The 13,509-nt window shown below is 42.3% G+C and carries 14 protein-coding genes; 12 read left to right on the top strand and 2 right to left on the bottom strand.

What is annotated here, in order from left to right; genetic code table 11:
• Window positions 1-78 precede the first annotated feature (78 nt).
• Complete coding sequence (locus HJG39_RS14900; protein WP_268410201.1) at window positions 79-1,776, top strand: ABC transporter ATP-binding protein; 1,698 nt, start codon at window positions 79-81, stop codon at window positions 1,774-1,776.
• 5 nt (window positions 1,777-1,781) lie between these two features.
• Here the strand turns inward: HJG39_RS14900 and HJG39_RS14895 are convergent, their stop codons facing one another.
• The gene (locus tag HJG39_RS14895) at window positions 1,782-3,029 is read right to left on the bottom strand and encodes a nucleotidyltransferase family protein (RefSeq protein ID WP_268410200.1); all 1,248 of its coding nucleotides are present in this window, start codon (window positions 3,027-3,029) and stop codon (window positions 1,782-1,784) included.
• A 52-nt stretch (window positions 3,030-3,081) separates the two neighbouring features.
• Complete coding sequence (locus HJG39_RS14890; protein WP_268410199.1) at window positions 3,082-3,543, bottom strand: lasso peptide biosynthesis B2 protein; 462 nt, start codon at window positions 3,541-3,543, stop codon at window positions 3,082-3,084.
• 137 nt (window positions 3,544-3,680) lie between these two features.
• Between HJG39_RS14890 and HJG39_RS14885 the strand changes: the two genes are divergently transcribed.
• The 11 genes from HJG39_RS14885 to HJG39_RS14835 all read left to right on the top strand — a co-directional run bounded on the left by HJG39_RS14885 (window position 3,681) and on the right by HJG39_RS14835 (window position 13,359).
• Window positions 3,681-3,956, top strand: a complete 276-nt coding sequence (locus tag HJG39_RS14885) for a lasso peptide biosynthesis PqqD family chaperone (RefSeq protein ID WP_268410198.1) — start codon at window positions 3,681-3,683, stop codon at window positions 3,954-3,956.
• Between the two features lie 50 nt (window positions 3,957-4,006).
• Entirely contained in the window at window positions 4,007-5,917 is a 1,911-nt protein-coding gene (locus HJG39_RS14880; protein ID WP_268410197.1) for an asparagine synthase-related protein, read from the top strand.
• A 2-nt stretch (window positions 5,918-5,919) separates the two neighbouring features.
• Window positions 5,920-6,882, top strand: coding sequence for a hypothetical protein (locus HJG39_RS14875; protein WP_268410196.1), 963 nt, complete (start codon window positions 5,920-5,922; stop codon window positions 6,880-6,882).
• Window positions 6,872-7,786, top strand: coding sequence for a 2OG-Fe(II) oxygenase (locus HJG39_RS14870; protein ID WP_268410195.1), 915 nt, complete (start codon window positions 6,872-6,874; stop codon window positions 7,784-7,786). The genes HJG39_RS14875 and HJG39_RS14870 overlap by 11 nt, the downstream gene beginning before the upstream one ends.
• Window positions 7,786-8,634, top strand: a complete 849-nt coding sequence (locus HJG39_RS14865) for a sulfotransferase (RefSeq protein ID WP_268410194.1) — start codon at window positions 7,786-7,788, stop codon at window positions 8,632-8,634. Before HJG39_RS14870 ends, HJG39_RS14865 begins: the two co-directional genes overlap by 1 nt.
• A 13-nt stretch (window positions 8,635-8,647) precedes the next feature.
• The gene (locus HJG39_RS14860) at window positions 8,648-9,217 is read left to right on the top strand and encodes an aspartyl/asparaginyl beta-hydroxylase domain-containing protein (RefSeq protein ID WP_268410193.1); all 570 of its coding nucleotides are present in this window, start codon (window positions 8,648-8,650) and stop codon (window positions 9,215-9,217) included.
• Between the two features lie 2 nt (window positions 9,218-9,219).
• Window positions 9,220-10,182 (top strand): aspartyl/asparaginyl beta-hydroxylase domain-containing protein, encoded by a 963-nt coding sequence (locus HJG39_RS14855; RefSeq protein ID WP_268410192.1) that lies wholly within the window; start codon window positions 9,220-9,222, stop codon window positions 10,180-10,182.
• Window positions 10,183-10,366: 184 nt separating this feature from the next.
• Window positions 10,367-10,540: a hypothetical protein gene (locus HJG39_RS14850; protein ID WP_268410191.1), complete on the top strand. Its 174-nt coding sequence runs from the start codon at window positions 10,367-10,369 to the stop codon at window positions 10,538-10,540.
• A 67-nt stretch (window positions 10,541-10,607) separates the two neighbouring features.
• Window positions 10,608-11,468 (top strand): sulfotransferase domain-containing protein, encoded by an 861-nt coding sequence (locus HJG39_RS14845; RefSeq protein WP_268410190.1) that lies wholly within the window; start codon window positions 10,608-10,610, stop codon window positions 11,466-11,468.
• A gap of 13 nt (window positions 11,469-11,481) precedes the next feature.
• Window positions 11,482-12,384 (top strand): hypothetical protein, encoded by a 903-nt coding sequence (locus HJG39_RS14840; RefSeq protein ID WP_268410189.1) that lies wholly within the window; start codon window positions 11,482-11,484, stop codon window positions 12,382-12,384.
• A 75-nt stretch (window positions 12,385-12,459) separates the two neighbouring features.
• Window positions 12,460-13,359 (top strand): glycosyltransferase family 8 protein, encoded by a 900-nt coding sequence (locus HJG39_RS14835; protein ID WP_268410188.1) that lies wholly within the window; start codon window positions 12,460-12,462, stop codon window positions 13,357-13,359.
• Window positions 13,360-13,509 lie beyond the last annotated feature (150 nt).

The following is a 13,509-nucleotide window of genomic DNA, read 5'->3' as shown; positions in this document are numbered from 1 at the left end:
GACTAAGTGCTACTATGGACGGGTTAATGTTTGCTTTAATATTCTGAGGCTGATGTAAGGATTAACAGAGGAGGGGAGTTGATTTTTCAATCGGTTAATGCATTGCTGGAAGGGTTTCGGCAATTTTATAGATATAACCCAAAAGAGCTGGTGAAAATCTTTTGTTTAATGCTTACTCAGAAAGTGACATCTGGTATCGGATTACTGCTGATTTTGCCTTTGTTACAAGTTATGGGCCTCACCACGTCGAATAGCCAAGAGCCTATTTCTCAATATATTGTAAAGTTCACTGGCACCTTGGGGATCGAAGTTAATTTTTTCAGTGTTGTCAGCATTTTTCTGGGGTTGATGTTGCTTGTAAGCCTCATTGATTATGTTGTGGAAGTGAATGGGGCGGCGTTAAGGCATTTTTATACTCATACCCTGCGAACTCAGCTTTATCGACAAGTCTTATACAGCCAATGGCAATTCCTAAGTGATCGTCGACTGTCAGAAATCAATCACACTTTAGCGTTACAAGTTAAGTCGATGGGGAATGCGACCAACTTGATGTTGGTGTGTTTGGCATCTTCGATTTCGTTAGTGGTGCTTATCTCGCTATCTTTCTTCATTTCGTGGTCGATGACGCTATTTACAATCGTCACCGGTTTGGCATTTATTGCTTTATTGTGGCCTTACTTTCGCCGCAGTCATCACAGCGGTGCCGCAGAGCTTAGCAGTTATCGGCAAATATTTAATGGTTTGTCAGACCAATTAAGGTTCTTAAAAACCATCAAGAGTCACCAATATGAAGAGCGCTTTTTAGGCGATATTCGAAACAGCAGTGAAAAGTTAGAAAAGCAAAGCGTTATGGCCGTTACCTTGCTTAGCCGAACAAAGTGGGTTTATAAAATGGGGGCGGCTGTTGTTTTTGTCACCGTCTTAACGGTTAGTCAAATTTGGCTGCACATTCCCATCGAACAGTTGATAGTTCTGTTGCTTATCTATTCAAGATTACTCCCCCAGCTATCCATGTTAAACAGTGCGGCACAACAGCTCACTCGAATGGTGCCGGTGTACTCCGATATTCAACGTTTACAGGCAGAATGCCTAGCCGTACAAGAACCTCCTGAAACAGGTAAATGTATCCGGTTTGAAGACGCAATATCACTAAAGCATATTGGGTTTACGTATCCCAACGCTGAAGTCCCCGTTTTGAGCAACATGAATCTGACATTAAAAAGGGGGCAGACTCTGTTAATTCGAGGGAAGTCGGGCATTGGTAAAAGCACTCTAGTCGATATTATATCGGGGTTATTACCGGCAACAGAAGGTCAGTTATTTTGTGACAATACGTTGATAACTTCTAAGAATATGAGGCAATGGAGAGGCAGTATCAGCTATGTTGCCCAAGAAACCTACTTGCTTAACGACACCCTTTATCGCAACTTAAACCCTAAGCATGAATCAATGGATGAAAGTGACATTTGGCAAGCCCTTGAACTTGCCTGTGCCAGTGATTTTGTTCGCGCACTTCCTCAGCAATTACATACAACAATTGGCGAACATGGCGTGTCGCTGTCAGGAGGAGAAAAGCAACGCATTGCTTTGGCTCGGGCGTTTTTAATGCGCTCACAACTTATGGTTTTGGATGAAGCAACCAGTGCTTTGGATAGGCAAACCGAAAACAAAGTGCATGAATCATTGGCGCGTTTACGAGGCCAACAAACGATGGTGATTATTAGTCATCGACCCAATGAAAAAGTTCTTGCCGATATGGTATTGGAGTTGGATTGAACTCACTACTTATTGAGCCAGCGGTAAAGCGCTGTCAGTTCATGAGTGGTTTTTGTATTCGTGTCTCCTCCCAAAAACTGTGTGCTCAGTAGCTTAAGTAAAAAAAGCCACCATACAGGCAAAAGTAGCCAATAATAACGCGATGAATTCAGGCCGAGATGTTGGTTCATTTTTTCTTTGCTAGGCAGAAGTAGCTTGGTTAAATGCGTGAATTTGTCTTTAATGCTCTTGCTTTGCAAGGCTGACGAAAGCCTTTCATATTGCTTTTGCTCAAGATCGCACAACATCAAATGCTTACAGGCGTTAATGAGTGTTGCGTCTGGAGTAATCGTAAATGATTTATTTTCATCCTTGCTCGCATTCAAACCCGTGCCAATTTCAATCTCGGGATAAAAGTAAAGTAGTAATGAAAAGGCAATTGCTGCTTCTTTGTGCAAATCCATATAGCCACAATAATCATGGAACTTATCCCAGCGAATAGGGTTATTCGTCATTAAAAAATAAAGATCAAAGATAAATACGGGACCATTGTTAAATGCATTTTCCCTCACTGAGTGATGGATAATGTGAGTCAACAGCATTTCTGGAGATTCGCATGGTAGTGACTGGTTGCCCACAGTGACAAGGTCGGATTCTTGCCAAAAATCTGGGTGCGCGGAGAGTTCACCCTTTACGGGTTTTAGATTCGGCCTGCAAAGCCTATGGTGCACTTCAATTATGATATTGAAATCCGGGTGGATTAAATGAGGAGCGTGTTTTGCCGAGGCAATATACGTGTCGTAGTTAATGTGTTGTGCGTTATTCCCGAAAACGTAACCATGCTCAAGCAGTAGTGTACAAGCCTGACTGAAGCACTGAGGTTTAACAATAATGTCAATATCTCGCATTCGCCTTATCGTGGCATTTGGGTAATATTTAAAAGCGAGAATTGATCCTTTAAGCACTTGATAGTCAATCTTGTTTTCACTCAATATTTTATGCAAATGCAATAAATTGGCTTGTATTTTTAACTGCCTGAGTGGCGCTTTATTGGCTTTGTTTTCAAGCTGTTCCAAATGGCTATTATGAAGCTTGGAATAAACCGCGTTTGATTGTTTTACTTTGTGTATAAACACATAAGTGAGACGATGTTCTTTGCACCATTTTACGATTGTCTGCCACTCATTTTCCGACAGCTTTTCGTCAAATAGTCGAGTATCCCCCCGTACTATAAAGTCTAAGAATATCTCTCTTAGTACATTGATGTTATTCATATCATCTCATTATTGCAGCAACTTAAAAGGCTACGCCCCAGAGTAATAAACCCTAGTAAAATGTTTTTAGTACCGTAAACTTTTTGTGGCCTACTTTGCCTGTGATAATCGTGTCTTCTACTTTTAACCACGCATGGGCCTTTATTGATGTTGGTTTGCTAAACATGGCATTTACAGCGTGTTCAGAAGGGGATGGCGCTGTATTTTTGGCAACACCCAAGTACATTACACTTTTAATATTTCGTCTTTGGCACATCCATTTCGCTGCGATGGCTTGCGGTAAACAGACGGTGTTCCACGGCATATTGTTGGCCGCGCGTGATATTGCTTTGCGAATAAGTAAGGCGTTATGAGTGCTAGCACTGTTAGAACGGTTATCCTGCGCTAACACATCAGGCGTGTCCGAACCCAACTTATCAACATACCATTTCAAGGGCAGAAAATAGATGCAGAATCGGGCCACAGCTAAATAAATAATGGCTTCAAATAGGAAGACAAATTCATGCCAATCCATTTTGAAAACTGCAATTATTTTTGTTCTTAGGGAAGTCAGCAAGGCACTACCATTTCATTTCAAATTAAGACTTTCTGATTCGTGACTTAAAGCGCTAACCATGCCATCCTACCTAGAGTTTTATCAGGGGGTATTGAATGAATTTAAGCTCTATAATACAGCAAACTGAAAATGCAGTTTCCTGTGAGATTGAGGATCAGACTGTATTACTTAATATAGAAGCTGGCAAGTATCATGGATTTAATGAAGTTGCCTCAAGGATTTGGCAAATTATTGAAGCTCCGATGAAAATAAGCCAAATATGCGATCAGCTTATGCAAGAATTCGACATATCAGAAGCACAATGTAAATCGGAAGTCTTAGGGTTTTTAAAACAGCTTAATGATGCGGGTTTGATAACAATAAACGACTAATCATTACGGTTAATGACGCCGATTCTTCCATTTTAAAATAAGCTGTTTATATGAGTATTATTGCTGGTAGTGTTGGTTTCTCTTATTGCACTCCCCATCGCTCCTCAGATGTTGTTCACCCATTTCGCCATGCCTTTGATGGGTTTAAGCATGATCATTATCGAGAATGGAATGATCACACCATCACATTAAGTTATTGGCATCGAATCATTTCACCTGAGTCGGTGTCCGACATGCAACCGATAGATGCTCACGACCTCGTACTCGTTGCCGATTTAAGGCTGGATAATCGCGCTGCACTTCTGGGTCAACTCAATGGTATCAGTGACCGCTCACCAGATAGCGAATTTGTATTGGCTGCGTATAAAAAGTGGGGAGAAGATTGTGTCAATTACATGTTGGGCGGGTTCGCGATTGCGATATGGAATAAGCAAACAGAAACGCTGTTTTGTGCGAGAGATCAGGTTGGAAACAAGCCTCTGTATTATGCCGATGTTCATCACGCGACTGAGCGTACTTTTATTTTCTGTACATCGCCCACAGGCATTCTAAATCATCCTAAATCAAGTAAAGATATCGACCCCGAGGGAGTATTTAACATTCTCATGGGGAATGTCTGTAATGAAGAAACCGCAACGTTGTTTTCCGGGGTAAAAAGGTTGGCAGCGGGCTTTTGCCTAAAAGTGAATAAACAGGGAATAAAGCTTTGGCGGTATTGGGAGCCTAAGCCGGGGAATCCGGTTCGATTTGCGAACGATAATGATTATGTGGACGGGTTTAATGAAAAGCTCGAACAAGCCATACAAGCCTGCATTAATACCGAATTACCGGTCAGTTCATTCCTAAGTGGTGGATTAGATTCCAGTACCGTTTCTTGTATGGCACATAAGCTGCTGCGTTGCTCTGATAAACGCCTGATCACCTCGTCATTTGTGCTTCCAGAGAATGAAGATGGCGTTGATGAAAGGCCATTTATCGACGAGATTTTACAAGACAATGATTTTGAACATTTCTATGTTACCCGGGAAAATGTCAGTTTTCGCGACTGTTTAACCGAGAGTTTCGATAAATATGGCGGTTTTCCATACAATAGTCATGTATTTTTGGCCAAGCTGTTGCCTAACCTGCATCAACGGAATGTAGGCGTTCATCTTTGTGGTTACGGAGGCGATCAGGTGGCGTCTTACCATAGCCAGTGGGTTTTAGAACAATTACTGCTAGAAGGACGCTGGGCGACATTATGGAAGCAAGTGAATTCAATTCGTCGTGGCAATTTAGGTGGAGCGGCCAAATTACTGTTAAGGACATTGCGTAATGTTGCAAAAATGGCAATGCCCAGTCGCCGACATTGGAATCAAAATTGGTACGCTAACAAAGTCGCCCAAAAAATGATCTCGCCTGCATTGGCTAACCGTCCGGGGTATCGTGAAAAAACTTTATTTGCCCCCTCCTTTGATGTACAGCCCTTTCCCCGCAAGGCTACCGACATCATGAAGCGCTTTGTTCAATACGATAAAACCTCGGTTAGGCTAGAGGAGCTAAACAGTGTATTTTTGCCTTATGGCATCGAATACAGAACCCCGCTACTCGATACTCGCTTGATTGAGTATTGTATGTCAGTGCCACCAGAGCAGCTTTATCTTCAGCGAAAACGCAGTTTGATGCGTCGAGCAACGAAAGGCTTAATTCCAGAGAATATTCGTAATGGACACAATAAGCATCTAGGCTCCCTCCCCAATCGTTTTCTGTCTCTTTGGGAGGAAAAACAAAAACTCATTGATGATTTAAAAAACTGTTCAAAAATGGCAGAAGTTTCTTCATTGTTGGATATTTCTGGTTTGGAAAAGCATTTGGCAAAAAGTCATGTTGATGAAAACATTAAGCCCAAGATCTATAGAAACATGGAATTGGCGCTTTATATCGCATGGTTTAAAAATCACTTCCGAGAGGCAGACGCCTAAAAATGACAAAAATTGAATCATTGCTCGGAGCCAGTTGTTACCCCACCCAATATCGATATCATGCATTCGGTCTTAACATCCAATCTGATATTCCTTTTCCAGAATTGCTTGAGCAACCTGCCAATACCCAAGATAGCGAGGCTGATATTCAGATTGTATTGAGTGAAAAAGACAGCCAGATTAACGCTCCTGTTAGCGAATCCAAGCACTTTGCCATTAACCATAATGAAGCACTTCTGAAAGGCGACGGGTTTTCGCTAACGGTTGTTGATGGTAAGCAAATAACCGTTCACTGCAATCAGATCGATCAATATCGGGCGCTGATTAGGCTTCGGATTCTCGGCGCTGGAATAGGGTTACTGCTGCAACAACGTGGTTACTTAGTGTTGCACGGCGCAACCGTTGTCGGCGAAAAAGGGGCTGCCGTGATTCTAGGAAATAGTGGAGACGGGAAATCGACTCTTTGTGCGCAATTAGTACAGCGAGGTTATCGTTTATTAGGCGACGATAAATGTGCTTTGAGATTCGACGGTAAGGCCATTTACGCTTTGCCTAGCCTCCCGTATATCAAGCTCAGCAAGCATGTTATAGAACAGCTTGGATTCTCCCTTCACGAAACCATGCCTATTGGAGCCTCACACAACAAGGTTTATGTTAATTTGAGCGCTGCATTTGAGGCTAAAGATGTGCCTATGACCACTGCGATTGTGTTGGGACGGGCAGATCAAGTGAGCTTGTCTGCATTAACGCAAATGCACACGTTTGATACGTTTATCCAACATTCCTATCGTCGGCAGAAGCTTATTGGCGCTGGATTGCACAAAACGCACTTTACTCAGTGTCACCAAATGGCGCAATCGATAACAATGTCTCAATATCTAAGGCCGTTATCTGAAAAAGGTATGAGTCATCTGAGTCCCGTGTTTTTGAAACACATTGAGGAGTTAATTGGCTGTGGTAAGTAAACCGCTGTTGAATTTTGAACAAATCGTCGCGAATCCTCAAATATTGCAATTGGCGGAAATGCAGCTATTAAAGTCGCTTGAGGCGCGCCCAAAAGCGCCTGAGATTTTGTGGCAACTTGCCGAAACGTATCGTAAACAGGGGCGGCTGGATAAAGCCGCAGTGCTTTACCAAAGATTGTCAGGACTATTGGACATAGGCGAACAAAGGCAATTGGCGCAGGACTTGTACGCCATCATGAGTGGCAAACTGGCGAACTTTGTGGGTCAGGATAAATGCTATCCTGTGCCCTTTGTGTTGAAGCATGACTATTTAACACAAGCAGACCTTTCCACTTTGCGTCACTATATTCACACCGAAGCGTGGGACAACCACCGTCGATCAGAAGTAGGTAAAGGTGAATACGATGAACAGATTCGACAGTCTTTTGATCTTCCGTTACCGCAATGGCTTAAGCAAAAAATGCTTATTGATGTTTCAATCAGCTTGCCTGAGCTAAGTCGCGCATTGCAAATCCCTCAAGTTGATTTTGGGCGTATTGACCTCTTTCTTCGAGGTTATGGAAATGGGCAATTCTTTAGTATTCATACGGATAAGCTTCCTAATGTTAACCGACATCTGAGTATGACGTATTTCTTCTATTTCGAACCACAGCAATTCACCGGCGGGGATTTACTGATATTTGACACGCACTTGAGTCAAAATGAAAAAAGAGAGTTCTCGGAGAGTTTTACCCGTTTGAATGCGGTTCAAAATACATTAGCTGTTTTTCCAAGTGCTTCTTATCATGCGGTGTCTACCGTTAATACCTGCATCGAAGATAGAGCCGCGTATCGTTATGCCATTAATGCCCATGTATGGGAAAAGGACAACAAGGAAGAGAATACCCATGGGAAAGAACAATAATGAGTAAAACCGATACGGCAACCACGAATTCAAATAACACCCTTTATCCCGGTGCGATGTACGACTTACATAAAAAAGTCAAAACCAACCTGTTTCTTATTTGTCCTAATAATAGTGGTTCTACCTTTTTGAAGGGGATTATGGCTCATTCGCGAAACACGTGGAATTTAAAACGGGAAGGGCAGCACATGGCAGGCTTTCAAGGTAATTCTACCAGTGGCATTGGTGCCGAGCTGTTATGGGCAACGGATAAATGGTTAAGCTATTTTACTGATGAAACGGCCTATAATTGGCCTAAAACCCAAAAGGCTTGGTATTTCACTGCCACCGCATTACACCCCGATGCATCCGTATTCTTCACTAAATCACCACCGGCAATTGTATGGGTAGAACAACTCAAGCAACATTTTTTCAACAGCCAATTCATTTTTATGGTGCGTAATCCTTATGCGGTGGTCGAGGGCATTGCCAGACGTAAGCGAGATAAGTTTCCGCGTCAGGAGATTCTTGGCATGGCTGCGGATCACATCATGAAATGCTTTGAATTACAGATCAAAAATATTGAAAAGCATCAGGACGCATTATTTTTTACCTACGAAGAGATGTGCTCAGCACCCGATAAAATTGCTGAGCAACTGGCGTCTTTTGTACCTGAGTTAAACGACTTAAATATGGATGTCGCAATTCCCGTAAAAGGTAATTACTGTGAATCGCTGCGAAATATGAATGACCAGCAAATTAGCAATTTAAGTCAGCATGATTTGAGCGAAATTAACCGAGTATTTGATAGATACCCAGAATACTTAGGTTATTTTGGGTATCAGCGAATAAGTTCATTTAATCAATAGCTGGGCAAAATGTATGAGTGATTTCCCGGGGCAAGTTAAGCAACTGATAACAATAGATAACAGTGATATTGATGCACTGTTAAACGCGTTGCATCAGCAAAGTCATCTTTGGGAACAGTGGGATGCGCTTAAGCCTAACAAGTTTAATGTGTTCGAAAACTGCGCACAGCATATTGTATTCAAATACCCTGTGGACTTACGTCATCATGATCTGTCTGTAACCTTCCCTCTTTGGCGGGAATGGCAACACCTGATTCAACCCCTTATCGACCAAGCCATTGTTTGTTACGGATATGAGAACGCCGGCATTGCTCGCATTATGCTTGCCAAACTGTTGCCCCAAAACACGATTCCAATGCATATAGACGCTTCTCCGTCTGCGGTCATGCCTCATAAAATACATATTCCATTGCAAACATCCGAAGAAGTTGTAATGAATTTTGCAGACAAAAACTGCCATTTGGCCGTTGGTTTTGCCTATGAAGTCAATAACAGAGTCCAGCATGGCGTGAGTAATCCAACAAACAGCGATAGAATTCACCTGATTTTTGATTACTTCGATAAGCCAGTAAGCGAGCAATGAAGATGAAGGCACAAACGCTTCCCCAATTCGCAACGCCCTTCGTGAGGCTTCCCTTTGCGTTGGATCTTGAGCAATTGCAAAGCGAAGTCAGCAACTTGATGGATATGGATTGGTTGGAGCATCCACAAGGCTTTGCGGGTAATTTAACCTTGCCTCTTGTTTCTGTTAATGGTCAGTACAATCATGACTTTGCAATATCGGGCCAAATGTTACCGACACCTGCTTTACATCATTGCCCTTATATCAGGCAAGTTTTAACGAGTTTGCAGGTGCCTATTTCGCGCACACGACTAATGTTGCTGGCCCCTGAGGCAGAAGTTCCCAAACATTTTGATGCCGGCTATCATTGGTATCGTCGCGTAAGAATTCACATTCCGGTATGGACGCATCCTGAAGTGATTTTTGGCTGTGCAGACCAAGAGATGCATATGCAAGCAGGAGAAGTCTGGTGTTTTGATCACAGGCAATGGCACTGGGTGAAAAACAACGCCTCCTTTCCAAGAATTCATTTAGTCATTGATACAAAAGGTTCTCCTGACTTTTTCGCTTATTTCTCACCCCAAAACGGTCATGCCGATAATTCATCGAGCCACGATGTGAGAAATACGAAATCCATTCAATTAGAGCCTTATCGTTTTGAAGTGCTGGACGCCGATGAAATCGCGCTTTTGCTCAACAGCATAATTGAACAATTTGAGCCGTTAAATGAGCCCCAAGTCATCGTTAACCTGAAAACACTCAGGCATAAATGGCAAACTGCGTTTAATCGGTACGGGCACAGTATTGAAGGTGAAAAAGCCTATGATGAGCTCATCAAAACATTGGCACAGAGTGTTGAAGAGGCAAAACTCATTAATCATCAAGCCTTGATGGCCTATGGCACCCTAGTCACCATGTTGAATAGAAATAACGGTATGCCGATAACGACCAACGCACCGATAGCAGAAAGACCTTGCTATCGGTGAAATTGAGAAAGAATGGATTGGCTTCGAGCTTGTTTTATTGAGGTTAGAATAGTAGGGTCAATGGCTAAAGCTAGAAGTGTGTGGTTAACACGTCACCTATTTGTCGTTGGTAAATGGAACTATAACGGAGTATGTTGACACTGGTTTAATTTCGAAATTTGCCCTTAATGAAGTAGAGATAAATATGAATAACAGTAAAGCGACTACAGAAAACTTACAAAACACACCTAGTGAAAATACTAAAAAAACGTGGTCGACACCGGAAATTGTTGATTATGATTACGCCAGTCTAACGCAAGGCGGTACTAACTTGAGAACCACTGACGATGTAGTTGGAGACAACTACCGAGCGAGCTAAGCTGTCGCGAGTGCTTCAGATTAGTTGCCTTAATTTACAACCCTTATTTGGGTGAACTTTCGTATCAATGAAGAATATTGTCTGGCTCGCCTCATTTCCAAGGTCAGGTAACACGTGGTTGCGTTATGTTATTTGCAGCTTACTCGATGAAGTGAATGAGGCACGAATAGATACGAATCCCACCTTGCACTGTGCTAACCGAAAGGCCATTGAGGAAACCCTCAGCTTTTCTGTTAGCCTTTTGTCTGTTGAAGAAGTTAATAACGTGCGGCCAGCGATCTACCGCCAATGGTCAAGAGAATGGACCCAAGAATCCCCCTTATTGATAAAAGTGCATGACTGCTATGCTACCAATAAAAATGGTCGGCACATTTTCCCGTCAAATGTAACGCAAGCGGCAATTTACTTAGTCAGAAATCCGCTAGATATTTGCGTTTCATACGCTCATTTTTGGGGGCTTGATAACTATGATGAAGCGGCTGACTTACTCTGTAATAAGACACACTCATTGCCTGCCAGTAACACAGACCTATTTGGTCAAATCTATCAACATATTGCCGATTGGAGCACGAATGTTGATAGTTGGTGTAATCAATCGGCAATACCTGTGAAAGTGGTCAAATATGAGGATATGAAGCACGCTCCCCTCGATACCTTTTCCAGCATTGTAAAATATCTCAACCTCCCTTATGCCGAAGACGAAATACAAGCAGCATTGCAGCATTGCGATATTAGCAAATTGCAGCAACAAGAAGCCGACATTGGATTTAGGGATCGCCCCTATGGTGGTGATAAATTCTTTCGTCAAGGGAAGACAAATACATGGCGAGACAAACTTGCTCAGTCGACAGCCGATAAAATCGTTAATTGCCATAATGTGATGATGCGACAATTTGGCTATTTAAATGATGATGGCCAGCCTATTTAGTGACCCATATAAAATGCAGACATATCATTACAATATTTGTGGTTTAACGGTCGAATTCCCATGGAAAATAGACGCGTTTCCACCGTCTACGCAAGCGCCGGATGCGCATATTCGATTTGGTCAAACTTCCCCGCCATCACAAGAAAACACGCGCTATCATGGCCCTTACTGTCAGGTTGCCCCTGAGCATTTTTTTCTGAAAATAGACAATGTTGCCCATTTCATGGTGCGTGACGGCAACCTCATTACCATAGAGCCACAAGGCAGCATTGATAGCGATTCACTGAAAACATTTGTGATGAGTGCTTGTCTCGGGGTCTTGCTAATTCAACGAAAGCAACTTGTATTACATGCCGCAGTGCTGAAAAAAAATGCAAAAACGGTGGCATTTGGGGGAGGCCCAGGATGCGGTAAATCCACATTATCTGCATTGTTGCTAAAAGCTGGCGCAAGTGTGTTGACAGACAATATTGCGGCAATACGCTTTGACAATAAAGCAACGGCAATGGCGTTGCCTTCATTTCCCAATATCCATCTTTGGCAGTCATCGTTAGATAAACTCGCGTTGGCTGGGTACACTCCTAAAAAGCTTCGGCCGACACTCAATAAATATGCGATAGACGTAAGCACGGATTTTATCGGTAGTCCTCAACCTTTAAGCTCACTATGCATTCTCTCTCCTTGGAATAAGAAAGAAATACAATTAGAGACAATCACCGGAGCAGAGAAAATATTCCAACTAACAAATGTTAGCTTTCGGACAAAAATTACCAGAGGCTTGGGCTTGGATAAGTTGCACTTTAAGCATATTAGTACGCTTTCACAGACGATAAATATCGTTCGGCTTTCGTATCCACAAGATTGGACATTCAATCACACGGTAATCAATTACATTGATGAATACCTATTCAACTAACGGTATTTAGAACCTCTGTAGTTATTATCTCTATCTAAATAAGAAGAAATCCGATTCAATGGAGCATTACCATTAATGAAACCTTTTATGTCTCCTCATTACTGTTTGGCAACGGTTACTACATTCTCCTTCTTGCCCGGAACCATGGTGCTGTTGTCCTCATTCCTAGAAACAAATCCTTGGTTTCATGGGGATGTTGTTATCTTCGTTGAAGCGCAGGCATTAGCACCGCAAGAATTGAATTTACTTAACACGTTCAAGAACCTAAAAATTGTTCATATCAAGCCAGAGTTACTTAAAAACATAAAGCAACTGACATCCTTAAATCCGGCAGTGAAAGGCAAATCATCGCACTTTTACTCTTTGGAAGTGTTTGGGCTGGTGGGCTACGACAAAGTGCTGTTTTGCGACAGTGACTTACTATTTTTGGGTTCAGTTGAACCGTTGTTTTCACAAGAACAGCCGCTCATTTGTTGCGGTGATGGAGCATATTATCAAGGATTAACTCGTCATAAGCAGTCGTTCGTCGTTGGCAAGCCCAGCACTCCCGAAGAAGAGCTTACCAATACGTTTAATGCAGGATTCATGTTGATCGACAAGTCTCTTATAAATAGCAACACTTACGCTGATTTGGTAGAGTTAACTCACTCAAAACACTGGATGGATAAAACCACTCCGCATACCGATCAGCGTATCTTTAACCAGTATTTTGCTGGGAAACAACACATTATCAGCCCAGTATATAATTACTTGTTAACACACAAGAATTCTATTGAAGCCATGTACCCATGTGATTTTAAGGACATCAATGTTTTGCACTTTAATGGGCCTAACAAACCGTGGCGGCTTACCCATACTTTATGTGCTATCACCCAAAGCCCCTTTCTACATTTGGCTTTTCAGCATTGGCATAAGCGGTATGGACAGTTAATGACTAAACTGCATCTTAATGGTTTGATTTCGAAGGAAAACTAGCAATGTGCCGCACAATGGCAACATTCTTTTAAAACCCGAATTCAAGAACATGGTATAGGCACAAAGCTGATGGTAATCGCTTTGGTGGGATGATGGACTTGAATCAAGTTAAAGATGTGTTGCCTCTTGAACAAAGAAAGTTTTACGTCT

Origin of the sequence: Alteromonas sp. a30, from assembly GCF_026788005.1 — a bacterium.
Taxonomy (GTDB): Bacteria; Pseudomonadota; Gammaproteobacteria; order Enterobacterales; family Alteromonadaceae; genus Paraneptunicella.
Note: the sequence above shows the minus strand (reverse complement) of the source record. Positions and strands in the feature narration are given on the sequence as shown.

Coding starts and splice junctions, on each gene's coding strand:
- HJG39_RS14895 (WP_268410200.1), bottom strand. CDS start 3,029: ATGAATAACATCAATGTACTAAGAGAGATATTCTTAGACTTTATAGTA.
- HJG39_RS14840 (WP_268410189.1), top strand. CDS start 11,482: ATGCAGACATATCATTACAATATTTGTGGTTTAACGGTCGAATTCCCA.
- HJG39_RS14865 (WP_268410194.1), top strand. CDS start 7,786: ATGAGTAAAACCGATACGGCAACCACGAATTCAAATAACACCCTTTAT.
- HJG39_RS14875 (WP_268410196.1), top strand. CDS start 5,920: ATGACAAAAATTGAATCATTGCTCGGAGCCAGTTGTTACCCCACCCAA.
- HJG39_RS14835 (WP_268410188.1), top strand. CDS start 12,460: ATGAAACCTTTTATGTCTCCTCATTACTGTTTGGCAACGGTTACTACA.
- HJG39_RS14880 (WP_268410197.1), top strand. CDS start 4,007: ATGAGTATTATTGCTGGTAGTGTTGGTTTCTCTTATTGCACTCCCCAT.
- HJG39_RS14860 (WP_268410193.1), top strand. CDS start 8,648: ATGAGTGATTTCCCGGGGCAAGTTAAGCAACTGATAACAATAGATAAC.
- HJG39_RS14850 (WP_268410191.1), top strand. CDS start 10,367: ATGAATAACAGTAAAGCGACTACAGAAAACTTACAAAACACACCTAGT.
- HJG39_RS14845 (WP_268410190.1), top strand. CDS start 10,608: ATGAAGAATATTGTCTGGCTCGCCTCATTTCCAAGGTCAGGTAACACG.
- HJG39_RS14885 (WP_268410198.1), top strand. CDS start 3,681: ATGAATTTAAGCTCTATAATACAGCAAACTGAAAATGCAGTTTCCTGT.
- HJG39_RS14855 (WP_268410192.1), top strand. CDS start 9,220: ATGAAGGCACAAACGCTTCCCCAATTCGCAACGCCCTTCGTGAGGCTT.
- HJG39_RS14890 (WP_268410199.1), bottom strand. CDS start 3,543: ATGGATTGGCATGAATTTGTCTTCCTATTTGAAGCCATTATTTATTTA.